The organism is Stenotrophomonas sp. SMYL8 (genome assembly GCF_036320065.1).
GTDB lineage: Bacteria > Pseudomonadota > Gammaproteobacteria > Xanthomonadales > Xanthomonadaceae > Stenotrophomonas > Stenotrophomonas maltophilia_A.
Window position 1 is genome coordinate 37,655 of record NZ_JAWIRR010000005.1, and the last position, 17,258, is coordinate 54,912.

General features: G+C 68.3%; 17 protein-coding genes. 8 read left to right on the forward strand and 9 right to left on the reverse strand.

Going from position 1 to position 17,258, the window contains the following annotated elements:
• Positions 1-17: 17 nt before the first annotated feature.
• The 3 genes from V3B25_RS06395 to V3B25_RS06405 all read right to left on the reverse strand — a co-directional run bounded on the left by V3B25_RS06395 (position 18) and on the right by V3B25_RS06405 (position 3,727).
• Positions 18-548: a gamma carbonic anhydrase family protein gene (locus V3B25_RS06395; protein WP_032129113.1), complete on the reverse strand. Its 531-nt coding sequence runs from the start codon at positions 546-548 to the stop codon at positions 18-20.
• A 253-nt stretch (positions 549-801) separates the two neighbouring features.
• Entirely contained in the window at positions 802-2,691 is a 1,890-nt protein-coding gene (gene mnmG / locus V3B25_RS06400) for a tRNA uridine-5-carboxymethylaminomethyl(34) synthesis enzyme MnmG (protein WP_329810331.1), read from the reverse strand.
• A 550-nt stretch (positions 2,692-3,241) separates the two neighbouring features.
• Positions 3,242-3,727: a hypothetical protein gene (locus tag V3B25_RS06405; RefSeq protein ID WP_019337023.1), complete on the reverse strand. Its 486-nt coding sequence runs from the start codon at positions 3,725-3,727 to the stop codon at positions 3,242-3,244.
• 159 nt (positions 3,728-3,886) lie between these two features.
• On the opposite strand from V3B25_RS06405, the gene V3B25_RS06410 reads away from it, so the two are divergent.
• Together V3B25_RS06410 and V3B25_RS06415 are read left to right on the forward strand one after the other, a co-directional pair.
• Positions 3,887-4,849, forward strand: coding sequence for a pyridoxal-phosphate dependent enzyme (locus V3B25_RS06410; protein WP_049400864.1), 963 nt, complete (start codon positions 3,887-3,889; stop codon positions 4,847-4,849).
• Positions 4,834-5,478, forward strand: a complete 645-nt coding sequence (locus V3B25_RS06415; RefSeq protein WP_032127185.1) for a YdcF family protein — start codon at positions 4,834-4,836, stop codon at positions 5,476-5,478. The genes V3B25_RS06410 and V3B25_RS06415 overlap by 16 nt, the downstream gene beginning before the upstream one ends.
• 153 nt (positions 5,479-5,631) lie before the next feature.
• Here the strand turns inward: V3B25_RS06415 and bioC are convergent, their stop codons facing one another.
• From bioC to bioB, 5 genes are all read right to left on the reverse strand, one after another.
• Positions 5,632-6,516 carry a malonyl-ACP O-methyltransferase BioC gene (gene bioC / locus V3B25_RS06420; protein WP_164080493.1) on the reverse strand — a complete coding sequence of 295 codons (885 nt, stop codon included), beginning with the start codon at positions 6,514-6,516 and terminating at the stop codon, positions 5,632-5,634.
• 12 nt (positions 6,517-6,528) lie between these two features.
• Positions 6,529-7,308, reverse strand: coding sequence for an SDR family oxidoreductase (locus V3B25_RS06425; RefSeq protein ID WP_197615679.1), 780 nt, complete (start codon positions 7,306-7,308; stop codon positions 6,529-6,531).
• 29 nt (positions 7,309-7,337) lie between these two features.
• Positions 7,338-8,117, reverse strand: a complete 780-nt coding sequence (bioH, locus tag V3B25_RS06430) for a pimeloyl-ACP methyl ester esterase BioH (protein ID WP_329810332.1) — start codon at positions 8,115-8,117, stop codon at positions 7,338-7,340.
• A gap of 18 nt (positions 8,118-8,135) precedes the next feature.
• Entirely contained in the window at positions 8,136-9,359 is a 1,224-nt protein-coding gene (gene bioF / locus V3B25_RS06435; RefSeq protein ID WP_100474476.1) for an 8-amino-7-oxononanoate synthase, read from the reverse strand.
• Positions 9,360-9,426: 67 nt separating this feature from the next.
• On the reverse strand, positions 9,427-10,470 hold the full coding sequence (gene bioB, locus V3B25_RS06440; RefSeq protein WP_329810333.1) for a biotin synthase BioB: 1,044 nt from the start codon (positions 10,468-10,470) through the stop codon (positions 9,427-9,429).
• A gap of 160 nt (positions 10,471-10,630) precedes the next feature.
• Here bioB and V3B25_RS06445 point away from each other — a divergent pair, with 160 nt between their 5' ends.
• The 6 genes from V3B25_RS06445 to V3B25_RS06470 all read left to right on the forward strand — a co-directional run bounded on the left by V3B25_RS06445 (position 10,631) and on the right by V3B25_RS06470 (position 15,311).
• On the forward strand, positions 10,631-11,200 hold the full coding sequence (locus tag V3B25_RS06445; RefSeq protein WP_329810334.1) for a DUF3658 domain-containing protein: 570 nt from the start codon (positions 10,631-10,633) through the stop codon (positions 11,198-11,200).
• A 238-nt stretch (positions 11,201-11,438) separates the two neighbouring features.
• A complete protein-coding gene (locus V3B25_RS06450) occupies positions 11,439-12,782 on the forward strand; it encodes a chloride channel protein (RefSeq protein WP_329810335.1) in 1,344 nt (447 codons plus the stop codon).
• Complete coding sequence (locus V3B25_RS06455) at positions 12,779-13,441, forward strand: hypothetical protein (RefSeq protein ID WP_329810336.1); 663 nt, start codon at positions 12,779-12,781, stop codon at positions 13,439-13,441. The genes V3B25_RS06450 and V3B25_RS06455 overlap by 4 nt, the downstream gene beginning before the upstream one ends.
• Before the next feature lie 97 nt (positions 13,442-13,538).
• Positions 13,539-14,234 carry a ComF family protein gene (locus V3B25_RS06460; protein ID WP_032127079.1) on the forward strand — a complete coding sequence of 232 codons (696 nt, stop codon included), beginning with the start codon at positions 13,539-13,541 and terminating at the stop codon, positions 14,232-14,234.
• A gap of 58 nt (positions 14,235-14,292) precedes the next feature.
• On the forward strand, positions 14,293-14,844 hold the full coding sequence (locus V3B25_RS06465) for an HdeD family acid-resistance protein (protein ID WP_329810337.1): 552 nt from the start codon (positions 14,293-14,295) through the stop codon (positions 14,842-14,844).
• Positions 14,841-15,311: a hypothetical protein gene (locus V3B25_RS06470; protein WP_049422588.1), complete on the forward strand. Its 471-nt coding sequence runs from the start codon at positions 14,841-14,843 to the stop codon at positions 15,309-15,311. Before V3B25_RS06465 ends, V3B25_RS06470 begins: the two co-directional genes overlap by 4 nt.
• Before the next feature lie 51 nt (positions 15,312-15,362).
• Here V3B25_RS06470 and V3B25_RS06475 read toward each other — a convergent pair whose 3' ends face one another.
• Positions 15,363-17,141, reverse strand: coding sequence for an MFS transporter (locus V3B25_RS06475; protein ID WP_049422599.1), 1,779 nt, complete (start codon positions 17,139-17,141; stop codon positions 15,363-15,365).
• Between the last annotated feature and the right edge of the window lie 117 nt (positions 17,142-17,258).

Genomic DNA, 17,258 nt, shown 5'->3' on the forward strand with positions numbered 1-17,258 from the left:
ATGGCAGCGTCGGGGGCTCAGCCCCGGTATTCGTCCTTCAGCCGCACGTAGTGGTCGGCCGAGTAATGCAGCGCCTCGATCTCCTTGTCACTGAGCGTGCGTGCCGGTCGTGCAGGGTTGCCGACCCACAGCTCGCCTTCGCCCACCACCTTGCCGGGGCCGATCACCGCACCGGCGCCGACGAAGCCATGGCGCTCCACGCGGGCGCCATCGAGGATGCAGGCGCCCATGCCGATCAGGCTGTAATCGCCGATCGTGCAGGCATGGATGATGCAGCCGTGGCCGACGGTCACGCCTTCGCCGATCAGGGTCGGGTAGCCGGCCTTGTTGTACGGGCTGTGGTGGCTGACGTGGATGATGGTGCCGTCCTGCACGTTGGTGCGTGCACCGATACGCACATGGTTGACGTCGCCGCGGATGACCGTGCCCGGCCATACCGACACGTCATCGGCCAGCTCCACGTCGCCGATGATGGTGCAGGCCGGATCGATGTACACGCGTTCGCCGAGGACGGGCATCTTGTCGCGGAAGGGGCGCAGCGGGTTCATCGAAGTCTCCGGAAATCAGGGCGTTCACGACGATGATACCTGCGTGGTCTGCACGCCGCGCGCACCGCAGGGTAGTGCCGGCCGCTGGCCGGCAACCTCAAGGTCATGTCTGGAGTTCTGCGGTTGCCGGCCAGCGGCCGGCACTACCCGCTACAGTTCGTAGCTGTAGCCGATGCTGTATGCGGAACAGCGGATCGGGCGCAGCATTGCAGTGGATCCACGCCATGCGTGGATGGCATCCACCGCGCTCGTGTTATGCCACGCGTCCCCGGCGTGCGCGCTCCAGGTGCACCAGCAGCAGCGAGATCGCTGCCGGGGTCATGCCCGGAATGCGCTGTGCCTGGCCGATGGTCTGCGGGCGTACGCGCTCCAGCTTCTGCAGCGCTTCGGCCGACAGCCCGCGCACGGTCGTGTAGTCGAAGGCTTCAGCGATCGGCGTGGCTTCATGCCGCTGCTGGCGCTCGATCTCCTCGCGCTGGCGGTCCAGGTAGCCGGCGTACTTCACGCCGATCTCCACCTGCTCGGCGACCTTGCCATCGGCCGCCGCCGGGCCCAGCGAGGGCACCTGCATCAGCTTGGCGTAATCCAGCTCGGGGCGCTTGATCAGGTCCAGCACATTGGTCTCGCGACTGACCGCCACGCCCAGTGTCTCGTTCACTTCGCGGCCCAGTGCATTGGCCGGGGTTGCCCACAGCGCACCCAGGCGTGCGCGCTCGGCAGCGACGGCGGCCTGCTTGGTCTCGAACGCGCTCCAGCGGCGATCATCCACCAGGCCCATTTCGCGGCCGGTCGGGGTCAGGCGCTGGTCGGCATTGTCCTCGCGCAGCTGCAGGCGGTACTCGGCGCGGCTGGTGAACATGCGGTACGGCTCGTTGGTGCCGTGGGTGATCAGGTCATCCACCAGCACCCCCAGGTACGCTTCGTCGCGGCGCGGGCACCAGCCGTCCAGCCCGCGCACCTGGCGCGCAGCGTTGAGGCCGGCCAGCAGGCCCTGTGCGGCGGCTTCTTCATAGCCGGTGGTGCCGTTGATCTGGCCAGCGAAGAACAGGCCGTTGACCAGCTTGGTTTCCAGCGAGGCCTTCAGCCCGCGCGGGTCGAAGAAGTCGTACTCGATCGCGTAGCCGGGGCGGGTGATGTGTGCGTTCTCGAAGCCACGGATGCTGCGCACCATCTCCAGCTGCACGTCGAACGGCAGCGAGGTGGAGATGCCGTTGGGGTAGATCTCGACGATGCCCAGGCCTTCGGGTTCGACGAAGATCTGGTGGCTGGCCTTCTCGGCGAAGCGCACCACCTTGTCCTCGATGGACGGGCAGTAGCGCGGGCCGATGCCTTCGATCTGGCCGCTGTACAGCGGCGAGCGGTGCAGCGCGTCGCGGATGATCTGGTGGGTCTGTTCGGTGGTGTGGGTGATCCAGCAGCTGACCTGCTGCGGATGCTCGTCCACCGAGCCGAGGAAGGACATCACCGGCCGCGGCGAATCGCCGGGCTGCTCGTCCATCACGCTGTAGTCCAGCGAGCGGCCATCGATGCGCGGCGGTGTGCCGGTCTTCAGGCGGTCCACCTGGAACGGGCGCTCGCGCAGCCGCGCGGCCAGCGTGGTGGCCGGCGGGTCGCCCATGCGGCCGGCGGCGTACTGGGTCGGGCCGACATGGATCTTGCCGGCCAGGAAGGTGCCGGCGGTCAGCACCACCGCTTCGGCGTCGAAACGCAGGCCGGTCTGGGTGATGACCCCGCGCACGGCGTCGCCTTCGATGACCAGGTCATCGACGGCGGCCTGGAACACGGTCAGGTTGGCCTGGCCTTCGACGATGGCGCGGATCGCCATGCGGTACAGGTTGCGGTCGGCCTGGCAGCGGGTGGCGCGCACGGCCGGGCCCTTGGAGGCATTGAGCGTGCGCCACTGGATGCCGGCGCGGTCGGCGGCATGCGCCATCGCACCGCCCAGCGCGTCGATCTCCTTGACCAGGTGGCCCTTGCCGATGCCGCCGATGGCCGGGTTGCAGCTCATCGCGCCCACCGTTTCGATGTTGTGGGTCAGCAGCAGGGTGCGCACGCCGGTGCGGGCCGCGGCCAGCGCGGCTTCGGTGCCGGCGTGGCCACCGCCGATGACGATGACGTCGTAACGATGGAAGGACGGGTTCATGGGGGGCTGTTCAGCTGGGGGCGGGCGCGGACCGGGGGCGGCGCCGGGGTGGCGATTTTAGCGCCATTCGGGGCCGGGACGTCGGTGCCGGCCGGCCGGCGTCGAAATCAGCCCTAAAGTTGGCAGGATTTTTGCAGATAACCCAATAGCACCCACCGTGGCTGGCGCCGTAGGCGCCCGTGACCGGAATTGGAACAGGGGCCGGTACAGGCGCACGGTGGGGGAGCAGAGGGCCGGCAGTCGGGGGACTGTCCGGCCCTGTTTTTTTGTGGCTGTCGGGAAGGCGCCATCCACGCATGGCGTGGAGCTACTGACGCTGGGGCCCGCGCCGGTTGGCGACCCAACAAAACAAACGGCCCCGCATTGCGGGGCCGTTTGTCTTCAGAGGTGCCGACATCCGACAGGGCCGGAACAGGGGGGATCCAGATGTTCCTGTCGGATATCGACGTAGAGCTTTTTGCGGCGGCCCGTGTCGTTTTTGTCACTTTGTGACGCGGGCCGTCACTGTCCGCGTAGATTGCGGCTTAGACCGTGTGAAATGCAAGACGGTTCAGCGCTCAACTGTGCGCTGCGTCGCACGATCCATGTTGCGCCAGGGGGAACCGTTCATCCTCGGCGCACTCGGTGCCGGTGCCGGACGGGCCTGCGGCGGGGGCGCCGACGGCTGGGCATTCGATTGCGGCGGGCGGCGCATGGAGTCCATGTTCCGCCACGGCGAACCCCCGTTGTACGACGGTCGCGACGGCGGCGGCGGACGGTGCTCGCCGCCATTGCCCGGACGCGGCGGCGGGCGGTGGTTGTGCGGCGGGCGGTAGATCGGGCGCGAGTAATACGGGTTGCCGTAGCCGCCGTAGTAGCCGCCATAGCCACCGTAGTAGGGGCCGTAGTTGTAGGGATAGCCGGCCGGGTAGCGGTATTCCACCGACGGCGCACCGTGGTAGTAGCTGCCGCTGCGGCCGCCGCCGACATAGTCGTAGGTGGTGCAGCCGGTCAGGGCCAGCAACAGGCCACCGGCAAGCATCAGGCGCATTTTCATGGTGGGTCCCCCCAGAGGACGGGTGTGCAGTCAGCTTCGGGCGCCAGCGTTGAATCGGCCCTTAATTCCGCCGGCCAGGATGAATGGAGGCGTAGGGCTGCATGCTGGCATGACCTGTGTCCCGGTCGCCAGCGCGGGGGCATACGTTAATCTTGCGTCATGAGCGATTCACTGTTGCCCCGCGCCGACGACGTCCTGCTTGCTGCCGCGAGGATCGCCCCGCATGCCAGCGTGACCCCGGTGCTGCGCTCGCACACGCTCGATGCGCTGGCCGGGGCACAGCTGGCGTTCAAGGCCGAGCACCTGCAGCGTGGTGGTGCGTTCAAGTTCCGCGGTGCCTGCAACGCGGTGTGGTCGCTGGAGGCTGATTCCGCCAGTGCCGGCGTGGTCACCCACTCCTCCGGCAATCACGGCGCCGCCCTGGCGCTGGCCGCACGTACCCGGGGCATTCCCTGTCACGTGGTGGTGCCGGAAGGTGCGGTGGCGGCCAAGCTGGCCAATATTGCGCGCCATGGCGCCACGCTCTGGCACTGCCCGCCGACCATTGCCGACCGTGAGGCCACCTGCGCCAAGGTGCAGGCCGACACCGGTGCGACCCTGGTGCATCCTTATACGAATCCGGCGGTGATGGCCGGGCAGGGCACCGCCGCCCTGGAACTGCTGCACAGCGACGGCCCGTTCGACGTGCTGGTGGTACCGGTGGGCGGCGGCGGCCTCGCCAGCGGCACTGCGCTGGCCCTGCAGCACGCCAGCCCGCAGACCCGTCTGGTGCTGGCCGAGCCGGCCGGTGCCGACGATACCGCGCGCTCGCTGGCCGCTGGCGAGCGCCAGGACGCGTTCACCCCGGACACGATCTGTGATGGCCTGCGTACCCTGATCGGCGCGCCCAATTTCGAACTGCTGCGCGCGGCCGGTGCCGAGGTGATCGTGGTCGATGACGCGGCGACGATGGCCGCGATGCGCCTGCTGTGGGAGGTGCTCAAGCAGGTGGTCGAGCCGTCCTCGGCCACCGTGCTGGCTGCGGTGCTGGCGCAGCCGCAACGTTTCGCCGGACTGCGCGTGGGCCTGGTGCTGTCCGGTGGCAACGTCGACCTGCCAGCGCTGCGCTGGGGCGCGCCGTGAGCCGCGACCGGCAGCGGCCTCGCACCGGCCTGCTGGGCTGGCTGTGGCGGCTGTTTGTCCTGCTGGTGATCTGGCTGCTGGGCGTGACTGCCTGGATCGTCTGGGTCGGCGAGCGTGACCAGGCCGCCAAGGCCGACGCCATCATCGTGCTGGGTGCGGCCGCCTATGACGCCAAACCGTCACCGGTGTTCGAAGAGCGTATCCGGCATGGGCTGGACCTGTACGAGGCCCAGTACGCGCCGCTGCTGATCTTCACCGGCGGCTACGGTGGCACCGGTGCGCGTTTTTCCGAATCGCAGGTGGCGCGGCGTTATGCGCTGAAACATGGCGTGCCGGACGATGCGATCCTGATCGAAACCGCCTCGCGCAATACCGTGCAGAACCTGGTTGAAGCCAAGCGGCTGATGGACCAGCGCGACCTGCACCGGGTGATCATCGTCAGCGATCCGCTGCACATGGCGCGCGCGCTGCGCCTGAGCAAGGCGCTGGGCATCGATGCGCTGGCCTCGTCCACGCCCAGCACGCGCTTCCGCAGCTTCCACACCAGCTGGCGCTTCCTGGTGCAGGAAATCTATTTCTTCCACCGCGACCTGGTGCGCCCGCCGCTGAGTTCGCCGGCCAATACCTGAGCAGCGGCCTGCTTTGGGTGAGTGCCAACCAAGGTTGGCACCTACCAGAGCGATTCGCGTGCGGAGTGGAATGCAGTAGTGCCGGCCGCTGGCCGGCAGATGCCCAGCATGGAATCATGAAGTTGCACGCCCGCGGCCGGCACTACCGGACGATCAGCTCTGCTTGCGCCGGATCGGAATTGCCGACACCGGCACCGAGGCCACGTCATGCCCGCCTTCGCGGATCGGTGCGCCCGGGTCCGGTGCCCAGGCGTGCGCATAGATCACTTCCCAGCTGCTGGGCAGCTTGCCGTCGGCACGACGCATCGGTTCATACGCCGCTGCCGCAGCGGCGAAACGGCCACGCCCGGTCAGCGTGTGGCGACGGTCGACGCGGGCATTGGTCGCGCCCATCGCGCGCAGTTCGCGCATCAGTGACGGCAGGTCGTCGTAGGTCAGGGTGAACAGGTCGCGGTCCAGCACCGGGTCGCGGAAGCCGGCCATCATCAGCGCATCGCCGAACTGGGCGATCTGCGCGAAGCGGCTCACGTGCGGGCGGTCATCGGCGGCGGCGAATGCCTCGTTGAGTTCGATCAGGGTTTCCGGGCCGAAGGTGGAACACACCAGCAGGCCGCCCGGCTTGAGTACGCGACGGAACCCGGCAAACACCGCCGGCAGGTCGTCCACCCACTGCAGGCACAGGTTGCTGAAGATCACGTCCACGCTGTTGTCGGCCAGCGGCAGCGCGGCGGCATCACCGCACAGGCGCTGGAACGGCTTCCACCAGCCGGCCTGGCGCTTGGCCTGGTCCAGCATCGGCAGCGCCACGTCCAGCGCGATCACCTGCGCCTTCGGCCAGCGCTTCTTCATCAACGCGCTGGCATGGCCGGTGCCGGCACCAATGTCCAGCACCACCTCGGGCTTGCGTGCCTCCAGGTAGTCCAGCGATTCGATCAGCCGCGACTGCACTTCGCGCTGCAGGGCGGCGGCGGCGTCGTAGCTGTTGGCGGCACGGGCGAACGCGCGGCGGACGTGGCGGGCATCGAAGTGGGACGGCATTGCGAAAGTCTCTTAGAACGTACCGGGGTAGGCGCCGCCGTCGATCAGCAGGTTCTGCCCGGTGAGGTAACCGGCCTGTGCACTGCACAGGAAGGCGCAGGCGGCGCCGAATTCGTCGGGTGTGCCGAAGCGGCCGGCGGGGATCTGCTGGCGGCGGCGTTCGGCCACTTCGTCGGCGTCGCCGTCCTTGCCCGCACTGTGGGCGAAGTTGGCGCGCAGGCGGTCGGTGTCGAACTGGCCGGGCAGCAGGTTGTTGATGGTGACGTTGTGGGCCACGGTGCGGCGCGACAGGCCGGCGACGAAACCGGTCAGGCCACTGCGCGCGCCGTTGGACAGCGCCAGGATATCGATCGGGGCTTTCACCGCCGACGAGGTGATGTTGACGATGCGGCCGAAGCCGCGCTCGATCATCGCGTCGACGGTGGCGCGGATCAGCGCGATCGGCGCCAGCATGTTGGCGTCCAGCGCGGCAATCCAGTCGTCACGCTCGAAATTGCGGAAATCACCGGGCGGCGGGCCACCGGCGTTGTTGACCAGGATGTCCACCTGCGGGCATGCGGCCAGCGCCGCGACGCGGCCGGCTTCGGTGGTGACGTCGGCGGCGACCGCGCGCACCTCGGCGGCACCGGCCAGCGCGCGCAGCTCCTCGGCAGCCTGCTGAAGCGCCGTTTCGCCACGAGCGACGATCACCACGTTGACGCCCTCGCGCACCAGCGCACGCGCGCAGCCCAGGCCCAACCCCTTGCTTGCGCCGCAGACCAGTGCCCAGCGGCCATTGATACCCAGATCCATGTGTCAGTCCTGCGGAATTCGGAAGGCGCTCATTGTCCGCCATCGGCCGGTGACAGGCCGGCAACGAAGTGTTGCAACGCGGTGGCCACCTCATCGGCATGGCCGAGGAAGGGCGCGTGGCCGCCATGGGCGATGGTCAGCGCCTGTCCGCCCGGGGCCAGCGCTGCAGCGGCCTGCATCGCTGCTGGCGAAACCAGCCGGTCGCGTTGGCCGGCGATCCACAGGCTGGGCTTACCCAGCGTCGGCAGCGCGCCACGCAGGTCGGTGCTTTCCAGCAGCCGCAGGCCTTCCAGCAGCGCGCGTTCGGTGGGCGCACCGCGCTCGACCAGGCGCTGGCGCAGGGTGCGCAGCTCTTCGCGCGCGTGCGCCGAGCCCATCACGTCCAGGGCGAGGAAGCGTTCCAGGGTGCCGGCGAAATCGGTGGCCAGCTCACGCCCGAACTGCTCGAACACGGCCGGTTCCACCGCGTGCGGCCAATCTTCGCCACGTACGAAGCGCGGTGTGGCGGCGATCATCGCCAGCCCGCGCACCTTTGGCAGCGTCGCGGCAGCATGCAGCGCGAACAGGCCGCCCAGCGACCAGCCGCACCACACCGCCGGCGGCGTGGCCGCAGCAATGGCATTGACCACGAACGGCAGGCGCAGCGGCGTGGTGTCCTCGCGGCTGTGACCGTGGCCCGGCAGATCAACCAGATGCAGGGTGAAGCGATCGGCCAGGCGTTGTACCAGCGGCGCGAACACACCGCCCTGCAGGGCCCAGCCATGGATCAGTACCAGGTCCGGCCCCTGGCCGGTGACGTCGATATGCATGGGAAAACGGCAACAGGCTCAGGCAAAGACAGGCAGCGGCGGCGGCGCGGCCTCACGCGCGGCCAGCTCGACGCGATCGCGCGCGCTGGCGATGGCTTCGACCAAGCCACGCACCTGCTCGGGGGTGTGCAACGCGGACAGGGTGACGCGCAGGCGCGCCTTGCCATCGGGAACCGTGGGCGGGCGGATTGCTCCGACCAGCCAACCGGCCTGTTCCAATGCTTTGGACATCGCGACGGCGCGCTGGTCGTCGCCACACAGCAGCGGCTGGATCGGCGTTTCCGAGGCCATCAGGTCCAGGCCATGGCGGCGGGCTTCGCCGCGGAACAGCGCGATCAGATCGGTCAGTTTCGAACGCCGCCAGTTGTCACGGCGTGCCAGGCGTACCGCTTCGAGCGCTGCGGCGGCCAGCGGTGGCGGCATCGCCGTGGTGTAGATGTACGGGCGCGCCGTTTCGGCCAGGTGCTCGACCAGGTCATCGCGGCCCAGCACCAGCGCGCCGGAACCGCCCAGCGCCTTGCCAAGGGTGACCAGCTGCAGCGGCACATCGTCCACGCCCAGTCCCGCAGCCGCGACCGTGCCACGGCCATCGCCCACCACGCCCACGCCATGCGCATCATCCACATAGAACAGCGCCTGCTGCAGGCGTGCCACAAGCGACAATGCACGCAGCGGTGCGATGTCGCCATCCATGCTGAAGACACCATCGGTGGCCAGCATCGCCGCACCATCTGGTGCGTGCTTGAGCTGGCGCATCGCACCTTCCGCATCCAGATGCGGATAACGGCGCAGGCGCGCACCGGCCAGCCGCGTCGCATCGAGCAGGCTGGCGTGGTTGAGCTTGTCCTGCACGCACACGTCGTTCTCTTCGCTCAGCAGCGCCTGCTGCACGGCCAGGTTGGCGGCGAAGCCGCTGCCGAACAGCAGCGCGCGCGGGTAGCCCAGCCATTCCGCCACTTCGCGCTCCAGCGCGTCATGCAGGGCGTGGTGGCCGCAGACCAGATGCGAGGCACCGGCGCCGGTGCCTTCGCGCGCGGCCGCATCCTGCAGCGCGTTGACCACGCTGAACTGCTGGGCCAGGCCCAGGTAATCATTGCTGCAGAAGCCGGTCAGCCACTGGCCGTCCACTTCCAGGCGGATGCCATCACGACGGGTGACCGAGCGCCGCGTGCGGCGACGACCTTGGGCATCGCGCAGGGCGCGTTGGGCGTGGAGGCGGGCGGTCAGGTCGGGGCGGGCCATGGCGGCTGAATGCGGCGACGGGGCGGCTAGGGTAGCGCGTTGCCGCGACGCCTGCTTGTGCCCCGTCTCAGGCCGCGTGAGCGCAGCCACAGCCGGGGGTATCGGCGCTGATATCGGCGTGCACGGTGCCGCCGTGGTCGTGGCCCTCGGCATCCACCTGCACGGCCATCGGCTGCAGGCCCAGGCGTGCGAACAGGGCCAGGTCGCGCTCGCGCTCCGGGTTGCCGGTGGTCAGCAGCGTGTCGCCGTAGAAGATCGAGTTGGCACCGGCCAGGAAACACAGCGCCTGCAGTTCGTCGCTCATCGCTTCACGCCCGGCCGACAGTCGCACCATCGAGCGCGGCATGGCAATGCGTGCCACCGCAATCATGCGCACGAACTCGAACGGGTCCAGCTCGGCGCTGCCGTGCAGCGGCGTGCCCGCCACCTGCACCAGCTTGTTGATCGGCACCGAATCGGGATGTGCCGGCAGCGTGGCCAGCGCCAGCAGCAGGCCGACGCGCTGCGCGCGTGTCTCGCCCATGCCGACGATGCCGCCGCAGCAGGTCTTCAGGCCGGCATCGCGCACGTGCTCCAGCGTGTCCAGGCGGTCCTGGTACTGGCGCGTGTGGATGATCGAATCGTAGTAGTCCGGCGCGGTGTCGAGGTTGTGGTTGTAGTAGTCCAGTCCGGCGTCCTTCAGCGCACGCGCCTGCTCGCCACTGAGCATGCCCAGCGTGGCGCAGGTCTCCAGGCCCAGTGCCTTCACCCCGGCGATCATTGCCGCCACCTTCGGAATGTCGCGGTCCTTCGGCGAACGCCATGCGGCACCCATGCAGAAACGCGAGGCACCGGCGGCCTTGGCCTGGCGTGCCTTGGCCAGCACTGCGTCGGTCTCCATCAGCTTCTGCGCGTTCACTCCGGTGCTGTAGCGCTGCGCCTGCGGGCAGTACGCGCAGTCTTCCGGGCAGCCGCCGGTCTTCACCGACAGCAGCGTGGAGACCTGCACCTGCGATGGGTCGAAATGCTCGCGGTGGACCGCTGCGGCGCGGAACAGCAGCTCGGGGAACGGCAGATCGAACAGTGCCTGCAGTTCGTCGTGTTGCCAGTCGTGGCGGATGGCAGCAGCCATGGCGGGACCTTGGGTACGAGTGGAGCGAGGGCGGCAGTGTGGGTGGGTTGGTGAGCACTGTCAACTCAATTGCTTCTAATTTGGTTTACATTGATCGGCCGCCATGAACGGGCGCTACGGTGTAAGTTCATTGCTGCATACGGACGCGCGAGCACGTGCCATGAACAGCTACCAGTCCTACCCGATCCGTCGCGACGCGGTGCTGTGCAGCCTGGCCGAACTTCCTGACGGCGGCCTGCGCGTGGTGATGGATGATCTGCGTCAGGCCGATGCGAAGGGGCAGTGGAAGAATCACGCCTTCGTGACCTTCAAGGACTACCCGGCAGGGGAGCTCGATCCGGCGATGCTGCCGAAGGAGGAACTTGAAGCATTCGGTCACTATGTCTTGGTTCGCTTGTTGGCCATCAATGGCTGCCTGCGCGATACGGACGAACGCTCCGACAACGATGCCCATCTCACTGACCAGGAGCGGCAGAACATCGCCGCGCTGACCGACGAGGACATCGCCTGGATCGACGCGCAACTGCTTTCCCATTGCGATGGGCAGTTCCGAAAAATCGCCTTCATCGTGGGCAACGCGATGTCGCTGGACCCGCAGCGCCGCGCCGGCATTGCCGATGTCTTCTACGCCCAGCGCGTGCGCAAACTGGTCGCGCGCGGCGTACTGGAAGCGCAGGGCGACCTGACCCGCATGCGCCATGGCGAGGTACGCATCCGGCAGCAGCCCTGACCGGTGATGCGAGCGATGATGGGATGGCACATCTGCCGCTCCATCTGGAGTGGCTGCGGCAGCCCAACGTGCGCAGCGTGGAAAAGCGCCGGTGGCGGGAGCGCCTGCCCGTTTAGCGGTGTGCGCACGGGGCTGGTTGCCGGAACGGCCCGTGTCCGGGCATTTCACCGCATCCTGCAAGGCCTTCAGCCACAGTAACCGCTGTCCGCCCGTTTCCGCTCCGTCCACACTGCCCCGCATGACCGGTCTCCATCGCCTTCGCGGCCGCATCACCGCGCTGGTTCTCAGCGAGGCCTGGCGCCGCCGTGCCGCGCTCTGGGGCGGCGCCGTGGCCGTGGCACTGGTGGCCATCCTGTTTGCCAAGGCCAGCGACGCGGCGTTTCACCTGTTCCAGCGCATCACCTCGCACTCGCCGTGGTGGGCCCTGCTGCTGACGCCGGGCATCTTCGCGCTGCTGGCCTGGCTGACCTCCGGCGTGCTGAAACCCACGCGGGGCAGTGGTATTCCGCAGGTCATCGCTGCGTTGGACAAGCCGGATGAGTCGTTCCGCAGGACCAATCTTTCGCCTGCGGTCTCGGCGGGCAAGCTGCTGCTGACCTCGTTGTCGCTGCTGGGCGGCGCGTCGGTCGGGCGCGAGGGCCCGACGGTGCATGTGGGTGCCAGCCTGATGTACCTGTTCGGCCGCTGGTTCGGCTTCAAGGACCCGCGCGAGCTCTCGCACTTCCTGCTGGCGGGCGGCGCGGCGGGCATCGCGGCGGCGTTCAACACGCCACTGGCCGGCATCGTCTTCGCCATCGAAGAGCTCAGCGGCCGCTTCGAACATCGTTTCTCAGGCACCTTGCTGACCGCGGTGATCGTCGGCGGCGTGGTATCGCTCGGACTGCTGGGCAATTACACCTACTTCGGCCATGTAAGCGCGCGGCTGCCGCTGGGCCAGGGCTGGCTGGCGATCCTGCTGTGCGGCGTGGTGGCGGGCTTGCTGGGAGGCCTGTTCGCGCGTGCGGTGCTGGCCAGTGCGGCGGGCCGCCCGCGCTGGCTGGGCCAGCTGCGCCAGCGGCATCCGGTTCTGTTGGCCGCAGGCTGCGGCCTGGTGGTGGTACTGCTCGCCCTGGTCTTCGGTGAAGGCGCGTTCGGCACCGGCTACGAGCAGGCGCGCAGTCTGGTGCAGGGGCAGGCGATGGTCGGTCACGAGTTCGGGTTGATGAAGCTGCTGGCGAATCTGGCGTCCTACGTGGCGGGCATCCCCGGTGGCCTGTTCTCGCCGGCGCTGGCCGTCGGTGCCGGCCTTGGGCACAACCTCGCGGTGCTGATGCCGGGTGTGGATCCGCGTGCGTTCGTGCTGTTGGGCATGTGCGCCTATCTGACCGGCGTCACCCAGGCACCACTGACTTCGGCGGTGATCTCGCTGGAGCTGACCGACAGTGGTGATCTGCTGCTGCCGATCCTGGCCACGGTGCTGATCGCGCGGGGCGTGTCCGGGCTGGTGTGCCGCGTGCCGATCTACCGTGGTCTGGCGGAGGTGTTGATGATGCCCGCCGTCGTGCCACACTCGCCTTCCAGCGGAAAGGATTTCACGAAGTGAGTTACACCATCGCCCCTGAACAGGTCATCGATTACCCGCCCGAGCGCTTGCGCGAGTTCCATGGCAGCGTGGTCGAGTACATCGACAACCGGGTGTTCATGCTGGATCCGGGGCAACTGGTCGGCGAACCTGCCGCGCAGGCCTACCGGGAGATCGCAGCCGGGATGTTCACCGCGCTGGGCTGGCAGGGAGATGGCCGCATCGAGCTGTTGTGGCTGCCCGCCTTCGTTTTCCCGCTGTCCGAGCACATGGCGGATGTCGGTGTTGGCGTCTGGCATGTCAAGCAGGACGAAGACGGCATCTCCTACCTGTTGTCGCCGGTGCCGATGCCGTTCGAGGCACTGCACAACACGCCACACTGGAAGGAGGTCCGCCAGGCGGCACACCGCAGGCGCGGTGCACTGGGCCGAGCGGTGGATGAAGTCCTGCACTATGTATGGGATCCAATAGGCATCCAGGCCAATCCGGACTGCCGTGGCGAGTACGCCGCCTACGCAGATCGCATCGAGTCCCAGCTGCTGCGCGGTGCAGGCGAACAGGAACTGTGTGCGGCCCTTGCCGGCATGGCGCGCAATGAGATGGGCGTCAATCCGGATGAGCGCAGGACCCAGCGCGCCGCCGCCGCCCTGGTGGCCTGGCAGGCATCCCTGCGTGACTGACCCGATGAGACGGCCGACAGCACTGCGTCCGCTTTCCTGACCGTCCGGTGTGGTTGCCGGTGATGGTTCCGGCATCGCTGCGCGGGCAGGTTGGGGTATGCCTCTTGCCTACCTCCCTCTACCGGCGGATTGGCCCGCAGTGCTGCTTCGCGTTCTGCTGCCACTGCGTTGCCTGGTCTGCAACGACCCGGGCCACGATGATCTTGACCTGTGCCGCGCCTGCCTTGCCGAGCTGCCGTGGGCCGGCCGCGCCTGCCTGCGCTGTGCATTGCCGCTGCCCGACAACGCCCTGATCGTCTGCGGCAGCTGCCGCGAGGAAGCGCCACCGCAGGCCGCTACCCATGCCAGCCTGCTGTACCTGCCGCCGGTCGACCAGCTGCTGGTGCGCTACAAGTTCCACCAGGATCTCGCCGCCGGTCGCCTGCTGGCGCAGTTGATGCAGCGCGCACCGCCGCCGTGGTCATGCCTACCGCTGGTGCCGGTACCGCTGCACCGGCGCCGCCTGCGCCAGCGCGGCTACAACCAAGCCGCAGAACTGTGCCGCCTGCTGCCGATGCCGGTCTGGCAGGGGCTGTACCGGCGGCGGCATACCGCGCCGCAGTCTGAGCGTACGGCCGAACAGCGCAGGGAAAACCTGTTCGATGCGTTCGATGTACGTGGTCCGGTGCCGCCGCGACTGACCGTGGTGGACGATGTGATGACCACCGGCAGCACGGTGATGGAGGTTGCGGAGACGCTGCGGTGGGTGGGAGCGGACGAGGTGCGGGTATGGGTCTGCGCGCGGGCGCCGTGATCGCCCTCTTCATCACCAGGGGCTAGGATGAGCCCGGTTCCGGATCGAAGGAGTGGCCATGAATTCCCCCTTGTCTCCCCTGTTGTCGGCGGTTGGGCGCAGCTGGTGGATCCTGCTGCTGTACGGGCTCGTCGCACTGGGCTTCGGCATCGTCGCCATCGGCTGGCCGCTGTCTGCAGCCATGGCATTGGCATGGACGCTGGGTGTGATGGCCATCGTTGAAGGTGTCATCAGCCTGTTCGCACTGGTCAGCGGCGGCAGCGGTGCCTCGCGTGGCTGGCTGGCGCTGTATGCCATCGCCTCGCTGGGTTTCGGCATCCTGGCGGTGATCAATCCGCTGGCCACCGCCAGCGTGCTTGTGCTGTTCCTGGCAGCGTGGCTGCTGGTGGCCGGCATCTATCGCATCGTGTTCGCGATCCGCGTGCGCAAGCAGATCCAGGGCGAGTGGCTGCTGATCCTCAGTGGCGTGCTGGCGGTAGTGCTGGGCCTGCTGTTTGCGGCCAATCCGTATGCAGGCGTGGCGGTGACCACGCTGTGGATCGGTGTCGGCAGCCTGCTGTATGGGTTGCTGCAGGTGCTGGTGGCATTCAAGCTGCGGAAGCTGAAGTGAGGGCTGCGCTTCCCCTGTTGCTGGGCATGGCGTTGACCCTGACCGGATGCATGCCGGGCGCTACACCCGGTGCGTTGGCAGGTAAGGATCATGCGCCACGCCCCGGCGTGGACGTGCGCCTGAGTGCGGTCGATGCGGCGGGCAAAGGCACGCCGGCGCAGTGGCAGGGCGAGACCTTGGCCCTGCGCGAGCCGCCGATTGCCGGCAGTGCCGACATTGCCGATGTGCGCTATGTGCTGGATGAAGGCAAGCAGCCGGGCCTGCAGATCCGCTATCGGCCGGAGGCGCATCAGCGCATCCACGATGGCACCGCGGCACTGGTGGGCCAGCGTGCGGCGATCAGCGTGGATGGCCGCGTGCTGATGGTGGCGACGGTGCAGGGGCCGTTCGGCGAATCGATGATGCTGAGCGGCTTGTCCAGCGTTGCCGAAGCGCGGGAGCTGGCGAAGCACATCACTGGCGAATGACGGGCGCGCCATGAACCCGCGCTGCGCGCGGAGGTCGACCAAAGTCGACCGCTACCGGGCGAAGCGGGCCTCGATCTCTTCCAGCGACTTGCCCTTGGTCTCCGGCAGCCAGAACGCGGCCACCAGGAAGAACACGAAGGTGCAGGCCGCCCAGAACACGAACATGCTGGCGTAGCCATAGTGGCCCACCGTGGGCAGGAAGATCGCGGCGATAGTGGTGGACACGAACTGGTTGATCAGCAGCGCGATGCTCATGCCGTTGGAGCGGATGCGGTTCGGCATCAGCTCGGACAGCGCGAGCCACACGCAGACGCCGGGCCCGACCGCGAAGAACGCGACGAACACCAGGATGCAGGCGGCCACGGCCCAGCCGTGCGCCGGTGGCGGCACCGGGCCGATGCGCGCCTGCTCGATGCGCAGCGGTGCCTGCGCGGCCTTGGCCGGGTCGGCGAACGGATTCAGGTGCAGTTTGCGGAAGAACGCGCCGATCACGCTGTCCGGCTGCACGGTGCCGGCACGCTCGATGCGCAGCTCGCGGTCGGTCAGGTTGTCGCTGCGCAGGGCGCGCACATTGGTGAAGTCGCCGTAGGCATACGACACGGTCAGCTGCATCGGTCGGCCCTGGCTGTCGATGCCAGCGCCGAGGCGCTGCCATTGCGCATCATCCAGCACCAGCTGCAGGCCGTCGCCGCTGACTGCCGCCTGGAGCTGCGGCTGCACGTCGGTGCGGCCGCGTTCGGCCTGGAAGAACAGCGTGGCCGCGGCCAGCAGGGCCACGCAGATGCCGCCACTGCCGAGCATCAGCAGGAACTTGCGGCCCTTGCGGTCGACCAGCAGCAGCGCGACCACGGTCATCACCGCATTGAGCAGCTTGATCGCCACGTCGGCGCCGTTGGCTACCGAGCCGGACAGGCCGGCCTGGTTGAGAATGTTCACCGCGTAGGCCAGCACCGAGTTGATGCCGGTGGCCTGGGTGCAGGCCAGCACTACGCAGGCGAGCAGGAACGGCACCACGTAGCGGCGGCTGAGCAGCGGGTCGCGCTTGCCGCTGCCGCTGCTCGATTCCGGTGCCTGGATCTGTGCAAGCGTCGGCTCCACCTCCGAAGCGGGCAGCACGCGCTGCAGGCTGCGGCGCGCATCATCGATGCGGCCGCGACGCACCAGCCAGCGCGGCGATTCGGACAACCAGAAGATGCCGGCGCAGAACAGCAGGCCCGGCGCCAGGCAGGTCCAGAAGATGGTGCGCCAGGCATGGTCCTTCACCGCAAACAGCTCCTGCGCCTGCTGCGCGACCGGCAGTGAGCGCACGGCTTCGGCGGCGGCATCCACGGCGTGGGCGTGGTAGAGGCCGATCAGGGCAGCCAGCACCAGGCCAACGGTCAGCAGCAGCTGGAACATGGCCGCGCCGCGCCCGCGTCGCTCGGGGCTGAGCACTTCGGCCAGGTACAGCGGAATCACCACGCCGATCAGGCCGCCACTGATGCCCTGCAGCAGCCGGCCGAGCAGCAGGGGCGTGTAGCCGGACGCCAGTGCCATGATCGGGATCGAGGCAGTGAACAGCAGGCCGGCCAGCAGCATCGCACCGCGGCGGCCGATCAGGTCGGCGACCATGCCGGCGAACAGCGAGGACAACACACTGCCCAGCAGCACCGCAGCCACAACAAAACCGAGCTGCTGGCTGCTGAGTTGCCACGCGTGGCTGGCCGTTGCCTCCAGGTAGGGCAGGGCGCCGGCGATGATGCCGATGTCGATGCCGTACAGCAGGCCACCGAGGCCGCCGATGAAGAGCAGGTAGCGTACGGGCCAGCGCGGAGCGGTGCTTGCAGTCATCGGCATATCCCAGGAGGCGTTTCGGTGCGGATTGCCTTCGTAGAGTCGAGGGGGGGGGGGGGGGCCCCGCGCGCGGCGGCGCGGGCCCGCGCGACCACCGCAGGTACAAAGAGCGGG

What these genes read in the sequence shown, in the direction of transcription:
- V3B25_RS06465 (WP_329810337.1), top strand. Translation starts at nt 14,293, where the DNA reads ATGAATTCCCCCTTGTCTCCCCTGTTGTCGGCGGTTGGGCGCAGCTGG.
- V3B25_RS06450 (WP_329810335.1), top strand. Translation starts at nt 11,439, where the DNA reads ATGACCGGTCTCCATCGCCTTCGCGGCCGCATCACCGCGCTGGTTCTC.
- V3B25_RS06410 (WP_049400864.1), top strand. Translation starts at nt 3,887, where the DNA reads ATGAGCGATTCACTGTTGCCCCGCGCCGACGACGTCCTGCTTGCTGCC.
- bioH (WP_329810332.1), bottom strand. Translation starts at nt 8,117, where the DNA reads ATGCATATCGACGTCACCGGCCAGGGGCCGGACCTGGTACTGATCCAT.
- V3B25_RS06460 (WP_032127079.1), top strand. Translation starts at nt 13,539, where the DNA reads ATGCCTCTTGCCTACCTCCCTCTACCGGCGGATTGGCCCGCAGTGCTG.
- bioC (WP_164080493.1), bottom strand. Translation starts at nt 6,516, where the DNA reads ATGCCGTCCCACTTCGATGCCCGCCACGTCCGCCGCGCGTTCGCCCGT.
- V3B25_RS06475 (WP_049422599.1), bottom strand. Translation starts at nt 17,141, where the DNA reads ATGACTGCAAGCACCGCTCCGCGCTGGCCCGTACGCTACCTGCTCTTC.
- bioB (WP_329810333.1), bottom strand. Translation starts at nt 10,470, where the DNA reads ATGGCTGCTGCCATCCGCCACGACTGGCAACACGACGAACTGCAGGCA.
- V3B25_RS06425 (WP_197615679.1), bottom strand. Translation starts at nt 7,308, where the DNA reads ATGGATCTGGGTATCAATGGCCGCTGGGCACTGGTCTGCGGCGCAAGC.
- V3B25_RS06405 (WP_019337023.1), bottom strand. Translation starts at nt 3,727, where the DNA reads ATGAAAATGCGCCTGATGCTTGCCGGTGGCCTGTTGCTGGCCCTGACC.
- bioF (WP_100474476.1), bottom strand. Translation starts at nt 9,359, where the DNA reads ATGGCCCGCCCCGACCTGACCGCCCGCCTCCACGCCCAACGCGCCCTG.
- V3B25_RS06445 (WP_329810334.1), top strand. Translation starts at nt 10,631, where the DNA reads ATGAACAGCTACCAGTCCTACCCGATCCGTCGCGACGCGGTGCTGTGC.
- mnmG (WP_329810331.1), bottom strand. Translation starts at nt 2,691, where the DNA reads ATGAACCCGTCCTTCCATCGTTACGACGTCATCGTCATCGGCGGTGGC.
- V3B25_RS06395 (WP_032129113.1), bottom strand. Translation starts at nt 548, where the DNA reads ATGAACCCGCTGCGCCCCTTCCGCGACAAGATGCCCGTCCTCGGCGAA.